Origin of the sequence: Longimicrobium sp. (assembly GCF_035474595.1) — a bacterium.
Taxonomy (GTDB): Bacteria; Gemmatimonadota; Gemmatimonadetes; order Longimicrobiales; family Longimicrobiaceae; genus Longimicrobium.
The window spans coordinates 13,545-33,165 of record NZ_DATIND010000108.1; the positions used below are offsets into that span (position 1 = coordinate 13,545).

The 19,621-nt window shown below is 71.2% G+C and carries 23 protein-coding genes; 12 read left to right on the forward strand and 11 right to left on the reverse strand.

Annotated features, from left to right (window positions below; all coding sequences use genetic code 11):
• The first annotated feature begins 49 nt into the window (after positions 1 to 49).
• The 10 genes from glgB to VLK66_RS19790 all read left to right on the forward strand — a co-directional run bounded on the left by glgB (position 50) and on the right by VLK66_RS19790 (position 10,292).
• A complete protein-coding gene (gene glgB / locus VLK66_RS19745; RefSeq protein WP_325311189.1) occupies positions 50 to 2,263 on the forward strand; it encodes a 1,4-alpha-glucan branching protein GlgB in 2,214 nt (737 codons plus the stop codon).
• Positions 2,264 to 2,284: 21 nt separating this feature from the next.
• Positions 2,285 to 2,872, forward strand: coding sequence for a helix-hairpin-helix domain-containing protein (locus tag VLK66_RS19750; RefSeq protein WP_325311190.1), 588 nt, complete (start codon positions 2,285 to 2,287; stop codon positions 2,870 to 2,872).
• Positions 2,873 to 3,087: 215 nt separating this feature from the next.
• Positions 3,088 to 3,441, forward strand: coding sequence for a type II toxin-antitoxin system RelE/ParE family toxin (locus tag VLK66_RS19755; protein ID WP_325311191.1), 354 nt, complete (start codon positions 3,088 to 3,090; stop codon positions 3,439 to 3,441).
• A gap of 3 nt (positions 3,442 to 3,444) precedes the next feature.
• On the forward strand, positions 3,445 to 3,783 hold the full coding sequence (locus VLK66_RS19760; RefSeq protein ID WP_325311192.1) for an XRE family transcriptional regulator: 339 nt from the start codon (positions 3,445 to 3,447) through the stop codon (positions 3,781 to 3,783).
• A 117-nt stretch (positions 3,784 to 3,900) separates the two neighbouring features.
• On the forward strand, positions 3,901 to 4,662 hold the full coding sequence (locus tag VLK66_RS19765; protein WP_325311193.1) for a class I SAM-dependent methyltransferase: 762 nt from the start codon (positions 3,901 to 3,903) through the stop codon (positions 4,660 to 4,662).
• Positions 4,663 to 4,748: 86 nt separating this feature from the next.
• A complete protein-coding gene (locus VLK66_RS19770) occupies positions 4,749 to 5,681 on the forward strand; it encodes a hypothetical protein (protein ID WP_325311194.1) in 933 nt (310 codons plus the stop codon).
• A gap of 324 nt (positions 5,682 to 6,005) precedes the next feature.
• Positions 6,006 to 6,797 carry a methyltransferase domain-containing protein gene (locus tag VLK66_RS19775; protein ID WP_325311195.1) on the forward strand — a complete coding sequence of 264 codons (792 nt, stop codon included), beginning with the start codon at positions 6,006 to 6,008 and terminating at the stop codon, positions 6,795 to 6,797.
• 335 nt (positions 6,798 to 7,132) lie between these two features.
• Complete coding sequence (locus VLK66_RS19780; RefSeq protein ID WP_325311196.1) at positions 7,133 to 8,353, forward strand: M24 family metallopeptidase; 1,221 nt, start codon at positions 7,133 to 7,135, stop codon at positions 8,351 to 8,353.
• Positions 8,350 to 9,135 carry a GvpL/GvpF family gas vesicle protein gene (locus VLK66_RS19785; RefSeq protein ID WP_325311197.1) on the forward strand — a complete coding sequence of 262 codons (786 nt, stop codon included), beginning with the start codon at positions 8,350 to 8,352 and terminating at the stop codon, positions 9,133 to 9,135. Before VLK66_RS19780 ends, VLK66_RS19785 begins: the two co-directional genes overlap by 4 nt.
• A gap of 122 nt (positions 9,136 to 9,257) precedes the next feature.
• Positions 9,258 to 10,292 (forward strand): dipeptide epimerase, encoded by a 1,035-nt coding sequence (locus tag VLK66_RS19790; protein WP_325311198.1) that lies wholly within the window; start codon positions 9,258 to 9,260, stop codon positions 10,290 to 10,292.
• A gap of 88 nt (positions 10,293 to 10,380) precedes the next feature.
• Here VLK66_RS19790 and VLK66_RS19795 read toward each other — a convergent pair whose 3' ends face one another.
• The 4 genes from VLK66_RS19795 to VLK66_RS19810 all read right to left on the reverse strand — a co-directional run bounded on the left by VLK66_RS19795 (position 10,381) and on the right by VLK66_RS19810 (position 11,452).
• Positions 10,381 to 10,569 (reverse strand): hypothetical protein, encoded by a 189-nt coding sequence (locus VLK66_RS19795; RefSeq protein WP_325311199.1) that lies wholly within the window; start codon positions 10,567 to 10,569, stop codon positions 10,381 to 10,383.
• A gap of 122 nt (positions 10,570 to 10,691) precedes the next feature.
• Positions 10,692 to 10,886: a hypothetical protein gene (locus VLK66_RS19800; protein ID WP_325311200.1), complete on the reverse strand. Its 195-nt coding sequence runs from the start codon at positions 10,884 to 10,886 to the stop codon at positions 10,692 to 10,694.
• 44 nt (positions 10,887 to 10,930) lie between these two features.
• Complete coding sequence (locus tag VLK66_RS19805) at positions 10,931 to 11,122, reverse strand: hypothetical protein (RefSeq protein WP_325311201.1); 192 nt, start codon at positions 11,120 to 11,122, stop codon at positions 10,931 to 10,933.
• Positions 11,123 to 11,269: 147 nt separating this feature from the next.
• Complete coding sequence (locus tag VLK66_RS19810) at positions 11,270 to 11,452, reverse strand: hypothetical protein (protein WP_325311202.1); 183 nt, start codon at positions 11,450 to 11,452, stop codon at positions 11,270 to 11,272.
• Between the two features lie 237 nt (positions 11,453 to 11,689).
• Between VLK66_RS19810 and priA the strand changes: the two genes are divergently transcribed.
• Positions 11,690 to 14,173 (forward strand): primosomal protein N', encoded by a 2,484-nt coding sequence (gene priA / locus VLK66_RS19815; protein WP_325311203.1) that lies wholly within the window; start codon positions 11,690 to 11,692, stop codon positions 14,171 to 14,173.
• A gap of 20 nt (positions 14,174 to 14,193) precedes the next feature.
• Here priA and VLK66_RS19820 read toward each other — a convergent pair whose 3' ends face one another.
• From VLK66_RS19820 to VLK66_RS19850, 7 genes are all read right to left on the reverse strand, one after another.
• Positions 14,194 to 14,412 carry a hypothetical protein gene (locus VLK66_RS19820; protein ID WP_325311204.1) on the reverse strand — a complete coding sequence of 73 codons (219 nt, stop codon included), beginning with the start codon at positions 14,410 to 14,412 and terminating at the stop codon, positions 14,194 to 14,196.
• Between the two features lie 2 nt (positions 14,413 to 14,414).
• A complete protein-coding gene (locus VLK66_RS19825; protein ID WP_325311205.1) occupies positions 14,415 to 15,323 on the reverse strand; it encodes a hypothetical protein in 909 nt (302 codons plus the stop codon).
• A 242-nt stretch (positions 15,324 to 15,565) separates the two neighbouring features.
• Entirely contained in the window at positions 15,566 to 16,201 is a 636-nt protein-coding gene (locus tag VLK66_RS19830) for a hypothetical protein (RefSeq protein ID WP_325311206.1), read from the reverse strand.
• Positions 16,198 to 16,437 carry a hypothetical protein gene (locus VLK66_RS19835; RefSeq protein ID WP_325311207.1) on the reverse strand — a complete coding sequence of 80 codons (240 nt, stop codon included), beginning with the start codon at positions 16,435 to 16,437 and terminating at the stop codon, positions 16,198 to 16,200. The genes VLK66_RS19830 and VLK66_RS19835 overlap by 4 nt, the downstream gene beginning before the upstream one ends.
• Positions 16,438 to 16,492: 55 nt before the next feature.
• Positions 16,493 to 17,272, reverse strand: coding sequence for a carboxypeptidase-like regulatory domain-containing protein (locus VLK66_RS19840; protein ID WP_325311208.1), 780 nt, complete (start codon positions 17,270 to 17,272; stop codon positions 16,493 to 16,495).
• Positions 17,273 to 17,345: 73 nt separating this feature from the next.
• Complete coding sequence (locus VLK66_RS19845; protein ID WP_325311209.1) at positions 17,346 to 18,119, reverse strand: carboxypeptidase regulatory-like domain-containing protein; 774 nt, start codon at positions 18,117 to 18,119, stop codon at positions 17,346 to 17,348.
• 359 nt (positions 18,120 to 18,478) lie between these two features.
• A complete protein-coding gene (locus VLK66_RS19850; RefSeq protein WP_325311210.1) occupies positions 18,479 to 18,634 on the reverse strand; it encodes a hypothetical protein in 156 nt (51 codons plus the stop codon).
• A 359-nt stretch (positions 18,635 to 18,993) separates the two neighbouring features.
• Between VLK66_RS19850 and VLK66_RS19855 the strand changes: the two genes are divergently transcribed.
• On the forward strand, positions 18,994 to 19,593 hold the full coding sequence (locus tag VLK66_RS19855) for an HNH endonuclease (RefSeq protein WP_325311211.1): 600 nt from the start codon (positions 18,994 to 18,996) through the stop codon (positions 19,591 to 19,593).
• Positions 19,594 to 19,621 lie beyond the last annotated feature (28 nt).

The window sequence follows — 19,621 nt, forward strand, 5'->3', positions numbered from 1 at the left end:
CCGACCGTCCGGCGCTCCGGCAGGGGCGCCGCCCGATCCCGTGGACGTGATGGCCCTGGCGACCCTCTCCATCGACATTCAGCAGGTGGTGCGCGGCGAGCACCGCGACGTGTTCCGCGTGCTGGGCATGCACCGCGTGTCCATCGCCGGCGAGCTGCGGCTGGTGGTGCGCGCCTTCCTCCCCGGCGCCGACTCCGCCACCGTGGTCGACGCGGACGGCGGCGACGCGCAGGAGATGGAGCGCGTGCACCCCGACGGCTTCTTCGAGCTCGTGCTGCCGCCGGGAACGCACCCGTTCCCCTATCGCCTCCGCGTGACCGAGGGCGACGGCTCGGTGGCGGAGGAGGCGGACCCGTACTCGTTCGCGCCCACCATCGCCGACTTCGACCTGTACCTGATCGGCGAGGGAACGCACCTGCGGCTGTGGGACGTGCTGGGCGCGCACCCCGACGAGATGGACGGCGTCGCGGGCACGCGCTTCGGCGTGTGGGCGCCCGGCGCGCGCCGCGTGAGCGTGGTGGGCGACTTCAACCGCTGGGACGGGCGCCGCCACGTGATGCGCTTCCACCCCGGCGCGGGCGTGTGGGAGATGTTCGTTCCCGGCGCGGGAGAGGGCACCCCCTACAAGTACGAGATCCAGGGCGCGCACGGAGGCACGTTCCTGAAGGCCGATCCGGTCGCCTTCCACGCCGAGCACAACCCCGCCACCGCCTCGATCGTGCACGACCTGCGCGGGTGGGAGTGGAGCGACGCGGAGTGGATGGAGCGGCGGCGCACGGACGACTGCTACCGCAAGCCGATGGCCGTCTACGAGGTGCACGCCGGCTCGTGGATGCGCGTTCCCGAGGAGGAGAACCGCCCGCTCACCTACCGCGAGCTGGCGCACCGCCTGGGCGACTACGTGGTGGAGATGGGCTTCACCCACGTGGAGTTCCTCCCCCTCTCCGAGCACCCGTACGACCCCAGCTGGGGATATCAGGTCACCGGCTACTTCGCCCCGACCAGCCGCTTCGGCAACCCCGACGACCTGCGCTACCTGATCGACCATCTCCACGCCCTCGGCATCGGCGTGATCATCGACTGGGTCCCCGCGCACTTTCCCAAGGACGCGCACGGGCTGCGGCGCTTCGACGGCACCGCGCTGTACGAGCACGAGGACCCGCGGCAGGGCGAGCACCCGGACTGGGGGACGCTGATCTTCAACTTCGGCCGCAACGAGGTGCGCAACTTCCTCGTGGCCAACGCGCTGTACTGGCTGGAGGAGTACCACGTCGACGGGCTGCGGGTGGACGCGGTGGCCTCGATGCTCTACCTGGACTACTCGCGCCAGCCGGGGCAGTGGATTCCCAACCCGCTGGGCGGGCGCGAGAACCTGGACGCCATCCACTTCCTGCAGCAGGTGAACGGCACCGTGCGCGACCGCCAGCCGGGCGCGCTGATGATCGCCGAGGAGAGCACCGCGTGGCCGGGGGTCACCCAGCGCCCGGAGCTGGGGGGGCTGGGCTTCCACCTGAAGTGGAACATGGGGTGGATGAACGACTTCCTGCGCTTTGCCGAGGAAGACCCGGTCTACCGCAAGTACCACTTCAACCTGATCACCTTCTCGCTGATGTACGCCTTCAGCGAGCGCTTCGTCCTCCCCTTCAGCCACGACGAGGTGGTGCACCTGAAGGGGTCGCTGCTGGACAAGATGCCGGGCGACACCTGGCAGAAGTTCGCCAACCTGCGCTGCGCGCTGGCGTTCATGTGGGGCCACCCGGGCAAGAAGCTGCTGTTCATGGGGTGCGAGATCGGCCAGTGGCGCGAGTGGAGCGAGGGGCGCTCGCTGGACTGGCACCTGCTCGAGGACCCCATGCACGCCGGGATGCAGCGCTTCATGCGTGACCTGAACGCGCTGTACCGCCGCGAGCGGGCGTTCTGGGAGACGGACTTCAGCTACGAGGGCTTCCGCTGGATCGACTTCCGCGACGTGGAGCAGAGCGTGCTCACCTTCCTGCGCCGCGGCGCCGGGAGCGGCGAGGAGCTGGTCTTCGGCTTCAACTTCACCCCCATCCCCCGGCACCAGTACCGGGTGGGGGTGCCGTACGCCGGCGCGTGGCGCGAGGTGCTGAACAGCGACGCCGAGGCGTACGGCGGCAGCAACCTGGGGAACCTGGGGCGGGTGGAGACGGAGCCCGTTCCCGCGCACGGCTGCGACCAGTCGATCCGGCTCACGCTGCCGCCGCTGGGCGCCGTGGTGCTGAAGCACGAACCTGCGAACTGACCTTTCCGAGAGACCGAGACGATGCCGAAGAAGAGCGCGGGCGCCCCCACCGAGGCCCCCGCGAAGCCCGCCGCCCGCACCCGGGCCGGCGTGGACCCGAACGCCGCGCACGTGGCGCCCTCGCCCGCCGACCCGCCCGAAATTGCGGCCGACACCCTGTCCCCCCGCGCCCGCCGGGCCTCGGCGGCGCGGAAGGCGGAGCCGCAGAAGGGGAAGAAGGGAGATGGAAAGGCGAAGAAGCCCGGCAACCTGGGCGCCGCGGGGTTCGAGCGGCGGCCGAAGGGGCCGGACCTGCGCGGGGACCTGCGCGCCTTCGTCACCGCGCGCCCGGCGGGATGGGGGCACGACGACTGGGTGGCGTTCCTGGACCACCTCCGCGAGCGCGGCCACGACACCACCGACCCGGACGCCATCGGCCTGCTGCTGGAGCGCGAGCGCCTGGCCGCGCTGCTGGAGCGCGTCCCCGGCATGGGCCCGCGCCGCATCGACGCGGTGGTGGGCCGCTACGACACCATCTGGTCCGCCCACCAGGCCGGCGTCGACGACCTCGCCGCCCTCCCGAACATGACCCGCGCCCTCGCGGAGAAGGTCCGGCAGGCGCTCCAGTAGCCGCCACATCGCGCTCATTGCGCCACCGCCGCACACGCCAGTCCTCACGCTGGCGTGTGCGGCTTTTCACGTCCTCAGCATCGGCATGAACACCCTTTTCAAGCCGTAACACCACCTTTATCCTGCCGCTCCGCTCCGGGTGGTACTGCCGGCGGAATAAGCTTGACGTTATACAACCTTCCCATTATTCTTCCACCTGCGACCCAGAGGGCAGCATGTGCTTCGAGGTCGAGTACACCGACGAGTTCGCCGACTGGTGGGACTTGCTGGACGAGCAGGAGCAGGTCTCCATCGACGCCACCGTCCAGCTGCTGGAGCTGATGGGCCCGGGGCTGCCGTTCCCGCACTGCTCCAGGATCAACGGATCGCGGCACCGGCATCTGCGCGAATTGCGCGTGCAGCACCAGGGAAGGCCGTACCGCGTGCTCTACGCCTTCGATCCGCGCCGCGTGGCCCTGCTCCTGATCGGCGGCGACAAGACGGGGAACGGGCGGTGGTACGAGAAGTACGTCCCAATCGCGGACCGGCTGTACGACGAGCATCTGCTCGAACTCGCACGAGGAGGCTGAACCATGGCACGCAAGTATTCCGGGCTGCGGGAGCGCATGAGCCCCGAGGCACGCGCGGCGGCGCACGAGCGCAGCGTGCAGATGCTGCTCGAGATCCCGCTGCACGAGCTGCGGCAGGCGCGCGTGAAGACCCAGCAGGAGATGGCCGCGGCGCTGGGAACCACGCAGGCCAACATCTCCCAGCTGGAGAAGCGCGCGGACATGTATCTCAGCACGCTCCGCCGCTACATCGAGGCGTTGGGCGGCGAGCTGGAGATCACCGCACGGTTCCCCAGCGGCGAGGTGCGCCTGCTCAGCTTCTCGGACGCGGAGGATGCGGAGCTCGAGGAGAGTCCCGTCTGAGCTCGGGGGTGCGGGTGGCTCCGGGTTTCGCTTCGGACCGAGATCATCCATCCGCCGAACCGCGCGGTTCTCGCATCCTGAGATGGAAACCGCTCCGCCAAACCCGCCGCCCGCCCGATGACGCCTTCCTCCGTCGCTGACTTCTACGACCGGCTCGCGCCCTTCTACCACCTGATCTTTCCGGATTGGGAGGCGAGCATCGCGCGGCAGGCGGCGCAGCTCGACGTGGTGATCCGCGTGCGGACCGGCGGCGGCGCGCGGACGGTGCTGGACGTGGCGTGCGGCATCGGAACGCAGAGCCTGGGGCTGGCGGCGCTCGGCCACGACGTCACCGCGTCGGACCTGAGCGCCATCGCGGTCGAGCGCGCGCGGCGCGAGGCGGAGCGGCGCGGGCTCCACATCTCCTTCTCCGTCGCCGACATGCGGGCCGCGCACGAGCACCACGGCCGCACGTTCGACATCGTCCTCTGCGCCGACAACTCGCTGCCGCACCTGCTGGCGGACGGCGAGATTCTCATCGCCCTGAAGCAGCTGTTCGCCTGCACCCGGCCCGGCGGCGCGTGCATCCTGTCCGTGCGCGACTACGCGGCGATGCCGCGCGTGGCCGAGGTGCAGCACTACGGCACACGCGAGGAAGACGGCGCGCGCTGGATCCTGCTGCAGCACCGCGCGTTCGACGGCGACCGGTACGACCTCACCTTCTACGTCGTCGAGGACCGCGGGGGAGACGAGGCGGCCACGCGCGTCCTGCGCTCGCGCTATTACGCCATCTCCACCAAGCGGTTGATGGAGCTGATGCGCGAGGCCGGATTCGTGGAGGTGGAGCGGCTGGACGGCGCGTTCTACCAGCCGCTGCTGGTGGGGACGAGTGCGGGTTGACGCGGGGAGATGCGGTCGCGGCGCCGGGCCGCGCGTGGTAGACTGTGCCGCTCGAACGGACCGATCCACCGCCGCAGGGAGCGCGCTTGAAGGTCACCGCGTACGTGAGCCACGAGGACTGCTCGCGCCACGACACCGGGTGGAACCGCCCCGACCACCAGGGGCGGCTGCCGGCGGTGACGCGCGCCGTCTACCGCGACATGCTGGCGCTCTTCGAGCCGCTGCTGCAGGTGCAGGCCGCGCCCGCGGCGGAGGCGGAGCTGCTGCGCGTGCACACCCGCCGCTACGTGGACGACGTGCGCCGTACGGCAATCGCCGCGGCGGCGGAGGGGCGGCCACTGGAGTTGGGCGGCGTGCCCATCTCCGGTGCGTCGTGGGACGCGGCGCTCGCGGCGGCCGGGTGCGCCGTCACCGCCGTGGACGTGGTGATGCGCGGCGACGCGCGCAACGCCTTCGCGGCGGCGCGGCCGCCGGGGCGCGGCGCCCGCGCGGACGAGCCGGGCGAGAACTCGCTGTTCAACAACGCCGCCATCGCCGCGCGGCACCTGCGCGAGCGGCACGGCTCGGCGCGCGTGCTGGTCGTCGCATGGGGGGCGCGTCCCGCCACGGCGATCCGCGAGGTGCTGGCGGGCGATCCCGGCATCTTCGTCATCTCCATCCACAGGGAAGACGCGGACGCCGCCGCGGAGCCGCATCCCCACGACCGCGCGCTCCCGCCCGGCAGCGGCGGCGCCGCCTTCGCCGCGGCGATGCGGGACGCGCTGGAGCAGGTCGCGCCGGGAGATTCGCCCGACTTCGTCCTCCTCTCCGCCGGGTTCGACATCCTGGCGGGTGACCCGTCCGGCGCCCTCGCCGTCACCGCGCGCGAGGTGCACGACCTCACCGCCGCGCTGATGGAGTGGGCGGACGCGCGCGCCGGCGGCCGGCTGGCATCCGTCCTCGAGGGCGGCTCCGGGCCGGCGCTGGGCGACGCCGTGGTCCAGCATCTCCGTGCGCTGGCGGGACTTCCGCCCGCGTAAAGGTTCCGACCGGCGGACGAAAAAGCGGAGGAGCGGAGACGGTCATCACCGTCCCCACTCCTCCGCTTCTTCGCGATCCGGCTGGGGGCGCCGCCCCCCCGCACGTGCACCCCGCCCCGCGTGGGCGACGCCCTTCAGCACCGGATCGCCATCATTAGCCGGCGATTAAGGTGCACGCCTCGGACGCCCGGGGCAAGGGCCGCGTATCGGCCCGTACCACCGCTCTCTCGCGCGGCCCCGCCCCCGCTCGTATACTGCACCTCCATGCCATCGCCCGCACCGGACGCGTTCCATCTTCCGCCTGAGCGCGAGTCCGGCCCCTCGATGCTGGACCTGGTCCGGCTCAGCCGCGAGGTGGTGTTCCCGCCGGGCGGGCAGGAGCTGTTCCGGCGCATCGGCACGCTGGTGGAGATGCACGCGGGGATGGAGGTGCTGGACTGCGCCTGCGGCCGCGGCGTGACCTCCACCTTCCTGGCGCAGCAGTACGGCGTGGGGTGCGTGGGCGTGGACCCGGACCCCGGCCTGGTGGCCGAGGCGCAGCGCCGCGCGCGCGAGGCGGGGCTGGAGGGGCGCCTCACCTTCGAGACGGCGCAGCCCGACGACCTGCCGTACCGCGACGGGATCTTCGACGTGGCCATCGGCGAGCTGGGGCTGGCGGGGTCGGCCGACCCGGCGCGCGCGGTGGGCGAGCTGGCGCGCGTGACCAAGCCGATGGGGTGCGTGGTGCTGGTGCAGCTGATCTGGACCGGCAACGTGGACCCGGCGCGGCGCGAGGTGCTGGTGGCGCACCTGGGCGCGCGGCCCATGATCCTGGTGGAGTGGAAGCAGCTGCTGCGCGACGCGGGCGTGGTGGAGCTCACGGTGGAGGACTGGTCCGACGCCCCGTCGCCCTTCCGCCCCAGCGCCGGCGGACCGTTCCCCGATTTCGCGGAGATCTTCACCTTGCGCGAGAAGGTGGGGATCATGCGACGGGCGCTGGCGCGGTGGGGGTGGCGGGGCGTGCGCGGCGCGCTGGTGCGCGAGCGCGAGATCCACCGCCTGCTTACCCGCGAGCGCGTGCTGGGGCTCACGATGATCAAGGGCACCCGCTGGTCGCCCGAGAAGACGCTCCCGTAGCGCACCGGGCGAAGCGCCGCGGCTACCGTCTTGCGTCGGGCGCGGGGGAAGGCGCCGCGGCCGACGGAACGGACGCGCGAGTTCGCCTCGGCCATCGACGGAATCGAGGATGCATCCTCCCCGCCCGGCTGGCGCCCTCTCCGGCGCCCTTCGCTCGCCGACGTGGTGAGGTGACAGCCCGGCGAAGGAGTGCCTCCGCGCTACTCCCGCGGTCAGCGAAGCGAGCCGTCCCGTTCCTCCCCCGAATCATTTCGGAGAGGAACGTGCTGGAGCGTACATCGAACAATCGGCACCGGGGTGCGCATCCCGGATCACGAACAGGACGAATCGGACGAATGGCGGTCACTTCGGAAACGGTATCGCTCTCCCCCGCGACCCTCGAGCGCATCCGCGCCGAGCTGCGCGAGCGGAAGCTGGACGGATGGCTCCTCTTCAACTTCCGCGGCGGCAACGACGTCGCCTCGAAGATGCTGGGGATCCCGGCGCTCACCCGCCGCTACTTCGTGTATCTCCCCGCGTTCGGCGATCCCGTCGCCATCACGCACCGCATCGAGCAGCAGCCCTGGTCCACGTGGGCATGGCCGGCCATCCAGTACTCCAGCTGGCGCGAGCTGGACGCCGCGCTGGCCGAGATGCTGCGCGGCAAGCCCACGGTGGCGATGGAGTACGCCGAGGGCGACGCGGTGCCGTACGTGGACAAGACGCCGGCCGGCGTGCTGGAGATGGTGCGCGGCGCGGGCGCCGAGGTGGTCTCCTCGGGCGACCTGGTGAGCACCTTCTACTCGCGCTGGACGGCCGAGGGCGAGGCCAGCCACCGCCGCGCCGCGCAGGCGGTGTACGAGGTGGCGCACGCCTCCTTCCGCCGCATCACCCAGATCGTGCGCGAGGGCGGCCGCGTGACCGAGTGGGACGCGCGCGGGTGGATCAACGACGACTTCGCGCGCCGCGGACTGAAGGTGGGCGCCGACTGCGACGTGGCGGTGAACGCCAACGCCGCCAACCCCCACTACGCCGCCAGCGCCGACAGCCACGCCGTGATGAAGGCCGGCGACCTGGTGCTGATCGACCTGTGGGGAAAGGAGAGCGAGGACGCGATCTACGCCGACCAGACCTGGATGGGCTTTTTGGGCGACGAGGTGCCCGGCGACCTGGCGCAGATCTTCGGCGTGCTGGCGGGCGCGCGCGACGCGGCGGTGCGGCACGTGATGGCGCGCTCGGCGGCGGGCGAGGCCGTGCGCGGCTTCGAGGTGGACGACGTGGCGCGCAAGGTGATCGAGGACGCGGGGTACGGCGAGTACTTCATCCACCGCACCGGGCACTCCATCGACCGCGAGCTGCATGGCTCGGGGCCCAACCTGGACAACCTGGAGACGCGCGACACGCGCACGCTGATCCGCGGCGTGGGCTTCTCGGTGGAGCCCGGCATCTACATCCCCGGCGAGTGGGGATTCCGCACCGAGCTGGACATGTACATGGGCGCCGGCGGGCCCGAGGTGACCACCCCCAACCCGCAGCGCGCCATCTACCCGCTCTTCCGGGAGAACCCCTTCGCGTGAGCGACGACCGCCCCCCCACGCCGCCGCCCTCGTCCGAGGGGTCGCGCCCGCGCCGCCCCCGCCCGCCGCGCGCCGACGAGACGCCCGCGGCCGCGCCCGCGCCGCACAACGGGCGTCCCGAGCGCCGCCGGGTGCCGCGCGGGCTGTCGCTGCTGGCCGTGCTCCCCGCGGACCTGGAGGAGCCGGTGTGGGACCCGGTGGACCCGCGGCTGGGCGCGCGGCTGGTGATGCACGACGACGTGGCGGCGCTGGTGGCCCCCGCGCCGCCGGAGGGCGCGGACCACGACCCGCTGCACGTGACCGCGCGCCACTGGGAGGTGCACCGCGCGCTCCTGGGCGGCGACGTGGTTCCCGCGCCGGCCGGCGTCGTCTTCCCCACCGACGCGGAGGTGATGGCGTTCCTGGAGGAGAGCTACACCTCGCTGCGCGGCGCGCTGGCGCGGGTGCGCGGGCGGTGGGAGTACCGGCTGCACGTGTCGCTGCTGGACCCGGCGTTCCCCGAGCCCAAGGCGCTGGACCTGGCCACCCACATCTACGCCGAGCTGCGGCGCCTGTCCCGCGCGGCGGTTCCCTTCCCGCGCGAGCTCCCGCGCATCCTCAGCTCCGCGTTCCTGGTGGAGCGCGTGGGGAGCGAAGGCTTCCGCGACCGCGTGGACCAGCTCTCCGCGCTGAACTCCGCGCTCGAGCTGGACCTCACCGGCCCATGGCCGCCGTACGACTTCGTCTCCATGTCCACCCCGCCGCCGCTGGCCGACGCGGCCGTCCCGGCGCGGACGAAGTAACCCAGGGAACAGGTTACAGGGGACAGGGGACACGGACTGATTCGGGTCCTCAGGACTTGGGACTTGGGACTTGGGACTTAGGACTTTCGCACTCAGCACTCCGCACTCAGCACTTCTCCCGGATGAAGCTCACCTTCGAGACGATCGAACTTCCGACGAAGCACGCCTTCAACATCGCGCGCGAGGCGGCGCCGCGGACGCGGCGATCGGTGCTGGTGCGGATCGAGGACCGCGACGGGGTGGAGGGGTGGGGCGAGGCCCCGGCCACTCCCTACTACGGCGAGACGGCGGAGACGGTGACGGCCATCATGCCGCACCTCTCCGCCGTCGCGGCGCGCGCGGCCGGCGGCGACCTGTTCGCGCTGGAGCGGATCGAAACCGCGCTGGAGCGCTCCATCGGCCGCAATCCCGCGGCGCGCGTGGCCGTCTCCATGGCGCTGCACGACCTGCTGGGGAAGCGCCTCGGCGTCCCCATCTGGAAGCTGTGGGGGCTGGACCCGGCGGAGGCGCCGCGCTCGTCGTTCACCATCGGCATCGACCAGCCGGAGGTGATGCGGCAGAAGGTGCGCGAGGCCGCCGGCTACGACATCCTGAAGATCAAGGTGGGCACCCCGCGCGACCGCGAGGTGCTGCAGATGATCCGCGACGAGGCGCCCGAGAAGACCATCCGCGTGGACGCCAACACCGCGTGGACGGCGAAGGAGGCCATCCGCCGCATCCCCATGCTGGAGGAGTACGGCGTGGAGTTCGTGGAGCAGCCGCTGAAGCCCGACGACCTGGAGGGGCTGCGCCTGGTCCGCCGCCGCTCGCGCCTTCCCATCATCGCCGACGAGAGCTGCGAGGTGGCGGCCGACGTGGCGCGGCTGGCGGGCGCGGTCGACGGCGTGAACATCAAGCTGGCCAAGTGCGGCAGCCTGCGCGAGGCGGTGCGCATCGTCCACGCGGCGCGGGCGCACGGGATGAGCGTGATGATCGGCTGCATGGTCGAGTCCACCGTGGGCATCGCGGCGGCGGTGCAGCTCGCGCCGCTGGTGGACTACGCCGACCTGGACGGCGCCGCGCTCCTGGCGAACGACCCGTTCAGCGGCCCCGGCCTGGCGGACGACGGGAGCCTGCGCTTCAACGACGACCCGGGGCTCGGCGTCACGCGCGCGTAGCCCATTCCTTTCCGGAAGATCGCCGAAACGGAAGCGGCCGCTCACCCACCGGGGTGCGGCCGCGTCTCGTCCGGTCACCGCCGCGGCGTCAGACCTCGCAGGAGATGTCGAAGGAGGGACAGAAGGACTTCGTCGCCGGGCAGCTGTCGGTCTTGGAATACGGGCATACCGCGTGGTCCTCGTGCGCGTCGACGGTGCCCCGGAGGGTGTGTCCGTCGCCAGTGTCGAACGAGGTGACGGACAGGTTCTCGAGGTCCAGCGAGAGCTTGCGGATCATGGTGCCTCCTGCGTGAAGGTGTGTCGGCGCGTTCTCGAAGGGACTTCCCGTGCACGCCGCGCACCCAGTATAACGCATCCACCCCGGGCGTGCACACCTTCTTCACGGCCGGGGCGGCGAGGTCATCCTTCCTCGCGGCAGGACACGTCGAACGAAGCGCAGGTGTGGAGCGTGGCCGGGCAGGAGAACGGCTCGGACCACCGGCACGGCTGCTTGGCCTCGTGCGCGTTCACCGTTCCCAGCGCCTCCGCGGAGGTGCCGGTGCGGAACGACGTGACGGCGAGCGCGTCTAGGTCCAGCGTGAGCTTGCGGTTCATCTTGATTCTCCCTGTGAAGCGGGATCGATGGACGTGCGGAGCGGTCAGGCGTCCGCGCGGCAGGAGATGTCGAACGACGCGCAGGTGTGGATGGTGTAGCAGCTCTGCGGATACCCGGCGCTGGGGCACGGGATCTTGTCGTGCGCCTGCACCGTCCCGCGCGCTTCCACGGCGCCGCCGGTGCCGAACGACGTCACCGAGAGCGCGTCCACGTTCAGCGTGAGCTTGCGGTTCATCTTCCCTCCACGAACTGAGGTGGGCGGTCCGCCCCTCGCCGCGAGGGGCGGACCGGTGCATTGGGACCTCCGAGGATAACAGCCTGTCTCTCCACGGCGCAATCAGCGCTGCCGAATCTTCATCCCCACTTCACCTGCCCGCCAGGCTCAGCAGAGGTTGGTGGTGCAGGTGTTCCGGGTGTTGCAGGCGCCGTACGGATCGCACGTGGTGAGCGTCAGCCCGAAGGCGTGGCGGTTCGCCGTGCCGTGCGGCGAGGCGTCCACGCGCTCCGTGGGGAACGACGCGACTTCGAGGGCGTTGGGATCGAGCGACAGCTTGCGGTCCATCATGGCCTCCAGAACGATGGGTGATTTCCCCGCGCGCGGATGGCGGGAAGAGTTGGCGACAATTCAAGGCACAAAAAGCGAACCTCGTTTGCAAAGCGATGGCATCGCACCCCCGCGTGTTCCGGATCGGCGGAGATCCATCATCGTTCCACCTCCTCGCCGGCCCTGCCCCGCCTTGCCCGCGATGTTAGCTTTTCGGCCGTTCCCTATCCCCTGTCCCCTATGCCCTGTCCCCCAGGCTTGTACGTAGACGTCGCGCTCCCGCTGCCGCCACCGCGGACCTTCACCTACCGCGTGCCCGACGCCCTGCGCGCGCAGGCGCGGCCGGGCGCGCGGGTGCTGGTGCCGTTCGGCAGCCGCGAGCGCATCGGGTGGATCGACCGCGTCTCGGACCCGGCGACGATCGGCGACCCGGAGAAGGTGAAGCCGATCCTGGGCGTGCTGGACGGGGCACCCAGCGTGACGCCCGCGGTGCTGCGCCTCTGCCGCTGGATCGCGGGCTACTACCTGTCGCCGCTGGGGCAGGTGATCCGCACCGCGCTCCCGGCGGGGCTCACCGACTCGTCCACCGACTACCTGCAGCTGACGGGGGACCCGGCGCCGGGGCGCGACCTGGGGCAGCAGGAGCTGAAGCTGGTGGAATGGCTGCGCGGGAGGGACGGGCCGCAGGCGGTCGCGCGGCTGCGGCGGGAGATGGGCGACCGGGTGTGGTGGCCCACCATCCGGCGGCTGGAGGAGATCGGGCTGGTGCGGGTGATGACGGAGGGCCCGCGCGTGGAGCCGCCGGTGCGCACCCGCCGCGTGCTGCGCGTGCGCGAGCTTCCCAGCCTGCTGGAGCGCGACCGCATCTTCGCGCGCGCCGCCCGCCAGCGCGAGGCGTTCGAAACGGTGGAGGCGATGGGCGGCGCGGCCGACGTGCCGCATCTGGTCAACGAGCTCGGCTTCACCTACACCATCCTGAACGCGCTGGTGAAGAAGGAGGTGGCCGACATCGCCGAGGAGGAGGTGTCGCGCGACCCGTACGCCGGCGTGGAGGCCGGCGCCGCGCCCCAGCACCGCCCCACGCCCGCGCAGACGTCCGTCATCCGCCGGCTGGTCGAGGCGACCCGGACGGAGAAGCCGGGGACCTTCCTGCTGCGCGGCGTCACCGGCTCGGGAAAGACGCTGGTCTACATCGAGCTGTTGCGCGAAGTGGTGGAGCGGCAGGGGAAGACGGCCATCGTCCTGGTCCCCGAGATCGCGCTGACGCCGCAGACGGTGGGGCGCTTCAAGGCCGTGTTCGGCGACCGGGTGGCCGTTCTCCACTCCGCGCTGTCGGACGGCGAGCGGTACGACGAGTGGCGGTCATTGAGATCGGGAGAGAAGCGGATCGTGGTGGGCGCGCGCTCGGCCATCTTCGCCCCGCTCCCCGACCTGGGCGCCATCGTGGTGGACGAGGAGCACGAGAGCTCGTACAAGCAGGGCGAGGCGCCGCGCTACCACGCCCGCGAGGTGGCCGTCGTGCGGGCGACCATCGAGGGCGCCGTGTGCCTGCTCGGCTCGGCCACGCCGTCGCTGGAGAGCTGGGCCAACGCGCAGGCGGGAAAGTACACGCTGCTGGAGCTCCCCGAGCGCGTGGGAGGCCAGCCGATGCCGCCCATCCGCATCGTGGACCTGCGGGCCGAGCGCAAGCGCCAGCGCGACTCGAGCGGGCCCATGCAGGACCGCGGGCCGGTCATCCTCTCCGACCTGCTGGTGACCGCCATCGGCCAGCGCATCGCCCGCGGCGAGCAGACCATTTTGCTGCTGAACCGGCGCGGCTACGCCAACTTCGTGCAGTGCCGCGAGTGCGGAATGGTGTGGCAGTGCCCCAACTGCAACGTCTCGCTCACCTACCACCGCCGGCGCGCGCGGCTCACCTGCCACTACTGCCTGCACGAGGAGCCGTCGCCCGGCCACTGCGCGGCGTGCGGATCGAAGGACCTGAGCTTCAAGGGGGTGGGGACGGAGCAGGTGGAGCGGACCGTGGCGGAGACCTTTCCCAGCGCGCGGATCGCGCGGATGGACGTGGACACCACCAGCGGCAAGTGGAGCCACCACGAGATCCTGGGACGAGTCGAGCGCCGCGAGGTCGACATCCTGATGGGAACGCAGATGATCGCGAAGGGGCTGGACTTCCCCAACGTGACGCTGGTCGGGGTGATCAACGCCGACGTGGGGATCAACCTTCCCGACTTCCGCGCCACCGAGCGCACCTTCCAGCTGATGACGCAGGTGGCCGGGCGCGCGGGGCGGGGACCCAAGGGCGGCGAGGTGTTCATCCAGACCGCGCTCCCCACCCACTACGCCGTCGCGGCGGCGACCGAGCACGACTTCGTCACCTTCGCCGAGAAGGAGCTGGAGACGCGCCGCGAGCCGCGCTACCCGCCCTTCACGCGGCTGGTGAACGTGGTGGTGAGCGGGCTGGAGGAAGAGGCGACGCAGGAGGCGGCGACCGCCGCGGGCGAGTGGGTGGCCGGGCTGCTGGAGTCGCGCCGCGTGCGCGACGTGACGCTCACCGGGCCGGCGCCCAGCCCGATCGACCGCATCCGGGGGCGGTGGCGCTGGCACTTCCTCCTCCGCTCCGACCACGCGGACACGCTGGGCAAGGTGTCGCGCTTCTTCTGGGAGCGCTGGCACCCCCGCAGCCCCAAGGCCGCCGACATCCGCGTCATCATCGACCGCGACCCGGTGCAGCTGCTGTAAACCCGGCCGTTCATCGAGAATCAGGCAGGAACCTTCTGCGGAAACAGCCTTGCGTGCAGCTCGGCCAGGCGATCTTCGATGGAATCAGCCGCCTCGATCGCCTCGGGAGAAGCGGGGATGTCCGGATCCATCGCGAAACGCCGGGAGAGAAGCCGCTCGTATTCCTCCAGGTCCCCGGGCTCGGCCTGCGGGTTTTCGGCCAGGACGCGGGCTTTTTCTTCCGGCTTCATGGGTTCCATCGCTACCTCCCGAGTTTGGCGCGAATCCGGTCGAGCAGGAACATCCGGGTGATCCGGTCGTGCTGGCAGTGCTCTGGCACGTGGTCGTGTGCCAGCCAGTAGTTGTCCATCACAGCAGGAAATTCCGGATCGTTCAGCTCGCAGTGGTACGACTGCCAGCTTCCGTATCCCAGCCCGTCACGGGTTGCATCCGCAGCAAGAGCGATTCCGTTGTACACCGCGAACCCAGGCGGGATCGGCCTTCCGCGCTTGTTGTTCAGTCCACGAGGGCTGTCGACGTACAGGTCCAGCACCGAACCGTTCGAATAGCTCGACAGCGCATGCCCGAACTCGTGCAGTGCGGTGAGCGACCGGCTGGTGGCGTGCTGGGCGATCGTACCCGGGATCAGGTTCCAGAACCGGTGCGACAGGGCGACACCGTCCAGCGAGAACGCCACGCCCGCTCGCCCATCGTCGTCCGACGTGAACCATGCGCTGGCGCGGGTGTGCGTTTCCGACCGTGAGATCGCGTACGCCACATCCGCCGCAAGCCCGAACCTCGCGAGAAAGGGCGCGAAGGCGGTTCTGCGGGGAACCAGCAAGTTGCTGACTGCATCCTGCCCGACCAGCGCCGTCGCGTCCTCGGCGTCCAGCCCATCCGCGAAGACCGATACCACGCGGATCCGCGGTGCAATCGTAGCGTCGCCGAGGAACTGCTCGGCCTGGTTGGGAAGCCTGCCGAAAAGCGCCTGGACGACGTAGCGGACACTGGCGTCGAACTCCGCCCGGTGGTCCGTGATCGAATCACCGATGAACTGGCCGCTCTTCCACGGCGCTTCGAGCGCCGGGTTCGCGATGATGCAGATCGTGAACGGCGATGCCTTCGATGCATCGCCATCCCGAACCACCTGAATGATTGGTTCCGCAGCCATGATCGCGTCTCCCCGAAAGTTGGGCAGCGTGCAGCGCCCCATGCCTGGGTGCGCACGTGAGATTCCTCGGATCATCCACTCCGTTCAAGAGTATGATCGGAGCAGGGTCGTCGGCAATAGGAGAACGCAACAAAGCGCATCGGGCCTGCTTCGCGACATGAACGTCGTAGAAAGCACGGGGCCGGGCTGACGAAAGCCCCTCCCGCGGGCCGGGAGGGGCTTCGTCGCGCGGAGATGCGCGGTCAGCGCGTGGTGCACATCAGGCTGGTCAGCATTTCGAACGGCGGCAGGGCCACGGGCTCGCGGGCGATCCGCCGCGCGAAGTCCGCCGTGTAGGCCACGATGATCCCGCCGCCGCCGTACACCTCCAGCCGGTAGAGCTCCTGCGGGCGGTACGCGGAGAGCTGGTCGAAGCTGGACGGCGTCTCGTCCAGGATCACGCACGGGTGCACGGCCACGCCTCGGACGCGCACGCACTCCGGCGCGCCGCCCGCCCGCAGCCCCGGCGTGGCGCGCCCGCCGGGGCCGCGCGCCGAGCCCGTGCCCAGGCTCCCGCACGGCGCGTACGAGAGCTGCCCCTGGGCGAACACGAACTGGGTCACGCTCGGATAGCCGGTGTTCACCAGCGCGTCGCGGTCGTACGCGCGCGCCGCCGTCCCCGCCCCGCGCACCCGCCGCTCGATGCGCCGCACCACCACGCGCAGTCCCTGCAGCACCGCCGGGTCCGCCTCCAGCCGGATCACCCGCGCGGAATCTCCCGCAGACACCTCCCAGATCCCCGCGCGCGGCCGGTATCCCAGCGCCGAGACCACCGAGCCGTACGTACCCGCGGGCGCGCGGACGGCGAATCGCCCCTGCTCGTCGGTGTAGGCGCTCACGCCGGCGGCGGGAGCTTCACGGCCGCCGCGCGCACCGGCTGCCCCGTGCGCGCGTCCAGCACGCGGCCGGACAGCGGCACCGCCTCGCCACGCGTGACGGTGATGGCGGGCCCGGCGGCGGTGTCGCGCTGCGCCGCGGCGGGGAGGGCCGCCAACGCCAGGAGCACGGCGGAGAGGATGGGGATGCGGCGCATCGGGTTCACGCGGTGGATGGGAGAAGTGCAGTCGATCGTCATCACCCGGCGCGACGGGCCGCGGCACCCGCACCGCGGCCGGCCGCGCCGCGCGGGGCTACATCAGCGAGGGGCCTTTCCGGCAGTACATCTCCACCATCGACTCCACCGGCGGCGGCCTCCAGCCGCGCAGCGCCAGCTCCTCGGCGAACGTGCTGGTGTACGCGAGGATCGCCCTGCCGCCCTTGTAGACCTCCACGCGGTACAGCTCGCGCGGCCGGTACATCGCCAGCTCGCCGAAGCTCGACGGCGTGTCGTTGATCAGCACGCAGGGCCGTTCCGGCACCCCGCGGATGCGGAGGCAGTTCAGCGACCCCGAATCGGTGGAGAAGGTGGAGCAGGGCGCCGGCGTGAGGTGCGCCATCTGGCGCACGAAGATGGCGGCGTCGTGGTCGTTCGAGGCCAGCAGGAAGTCGTGGTTGAAGCCCATCAGCGAGGCCCCGCTCGCGCGAGCGCGGCGCTCCAGCCGGCCGGCGGTCACCGTCAGCGCCCGCAGCAGCACGGGGTTGGGCTCCAGCAGCACCTGCGGCTCCGGCTCGCGCGGCGCCACGGTGAAGATCTGCGCGCTCTGCCGGTAGCCCAGCAGCGACACCATCGCGCCGTACTGCCCCGGCGCCACGCCCTGGGCGATGAAGCGCCCCTCGGCGTCGGTGAGCACGTCCACCCGCGCGCCGGGCACGCGGACACGGGCGGCGCGGACCGGCTGCAGGGAGCGGGCGTCCAGCACCACGCCGGTGAGGACCTCCCCTCCCGGCGCGGCCTGCGCCTGCTGCTGCGCGGCGGCGGGAACGGCAAGGCAGAGAAGGAAGATGGAAAGCGGGACGATGCGGCGGATCATGGATGCGCTCGGGGTTGGGAGGAAAGGGGCGGGGCCGCGGCACCGCCCGCGTCCGTACGCCGGCCGGCCGATCCTACAGCGGTACCGATTTGCGGCAGTACATCGCCACCTGCGTCTCGATGGGGGGCGGCCGCCACCCGCGCGTGGCGATTTCCTCGGCGAACTGGGTGGTGTAGGCCAGGACGGCCTGGCCGCCCTTGTAGACCTCCACGCGGTACAGCTCGCGCGGCCGGTACATCGCCAGCTCGCCGTAGCTGGCCGGCGTGTCGTTGATCAGCACGCAGGCGGGCGAGGCCACGCCGCGCACCAGCACGCAGTTGAGATCGCCTTCCGTGGACAATGCCCCGCAGCGGACCGCCTGGATGTGCGCCATCTCGATGACCAGCCTGCTGGCGTTGCGCTCGTTCGAGGCCAGCAGGAAGTCGTGGTCGAACCCCATCAGCGCGGCCCCGCTCGCGCGCGCCCGGCTCTCCAGCCGGCGCGCGGTCACCGTCAGCCCTCGCAGCAGCACGGGGTTGGGCTCCAGCAGCACCTGCGGCTCCGGCTCGCCCGGCGCCACGGTGAAGACCTGCGCGCTCTGCCGGTAGCCCAGCAGCGACACCATGGCGCCGTACTCCCCGGGCGCCACGCCCTGGGCGATGAAGCGCCCCTCTGCATCGGTCAGCACGTCCACCCCCGCGCCGGGCACGCGCACGCGGGCGGCGCGGATCGGCTGCAGGCTGCGGGCGTCCAGCACCACGCCGGTGAGGATCTCCCCTCCCGGCGCGGCCCGCGGCTGGTCCTGCGCGGCGGCGGGAAGAGCCAGGGCGAGGAGAAGGATGGAAAGCGGGAGGATGCGGCGGATCATGGAAGCCTCGGAGTCACGGAAGGTATGCGGGTGGATGACGCGCGGAGGAGATTCGGACGCGTGCCCACCCGTCTGGCGAGCGGGCGTCACGCGGCCCGCCCTGGATGACGGATGTCAGGGCCGCGGCATCGGCGCCGGTCCGGCCTGTCCCCCGCGGTGGACGCCGCGTCCCCCGCCGGTGTCCTGCCTGGCGGTCGCGGGAAGCGCCGCGGCGGCCGGGGAGGCCGGCGATGCGGCCGTGCAAGTCGTTGTGCGGCAAATCATTCTGCGGAGGCGTGCGGGGGAGCGGAACGTCTGGTTGCAGGATGAAGGGCAACTCCGGGACCATCCCATCGGCCCCCATACAGCACCGCGCGCCGTCATCCCGAGCGGCAGTACTGCTCGACGATCACCTCCACCGGCGCCAGCGTCCACCGGGCGCGCGCCATCTGCTCCGCGAACATGGAGGTGTAGATGACGACGGCCGCGCCGCCGCGGTAGATCTCCAGCCGGTACAGCTCCGACGGCCGGTACATCGCCAGCTCGGCGAAGCTCGAGAACGCGCCACGCGGGCGCGCATGGAGAGCAGCGGAGACGATTGGGAGATGCGGGAGGAGATGCGGGGCACAAGATGTAGTGCGCCGCTTGACCGGACGTGGCAGATTTAGCTAGGTTTCATCGGTATAATCAGGTTTCGGCGCATTCTCAACCATCCGGCATCCACATTCGCGCGGCTGATTCTTGGCCCGCATCGCCGCACCGCTGTTGCCAGGGCGCGGACAACGGATGGATCGTGCGCACGATCCTTGAAAACCGTGGACCCACAACGACGGCAACGCAAAGAGCAGGGGACCCACCCGAGACCACGAGGTGCATCCGTATGGGATGTCTGGCGTTGAACGCATCCTTCGAGCCGTTGACCATCCTTCCCATCGAGCGGGCCCTGCGGCTCGTGATCGACCGGAAGGCCGAGGTGCTGGAGGCCGACGACGCGCGGATCTTCCGGTCCGAGCGCGACCAGATCGCCGCGCCGCTGGTGATCCGGCTGAAGCGCTTCATCCACGTGCCGCGCCGGTTCCGCCGCCAGGTGACCAACACCTTCCTGTTCGCGCGCGACGGCTACCGCTGCCAGTACTGCGGCCGCCACCGGGGGCTGCTGCGCGGCCGCGAGTTCCTCACGCGCGACCACGTGACGCCCATCTCGCGCGGCGGCGAGAACACCTGGGACAACGTGGTCACGGCCTGCTCGCCCTGCAACAACCGCAAGGCCAGCCATCTGCCCGAGGAGTGCGGCATGCACCTCCTCAAGCACCCGCACGAGCCGAACTACGTGGAGCTGGTGTGGGCGGTGCGCCGGGTGACCGACGTGCAGGCCAAGTACATCGCCATGTTCTACGGCGAGGACATCCTCGAGGCGCTGCGCCGCCACGAGCACGAAGCCGAGCATCGCCATCACCATGGCGACGGCGAACGGCACCTGAGCCTCGTGATGTAAGGCGGGTCGTCTCTCTCCAGGGGCGGCC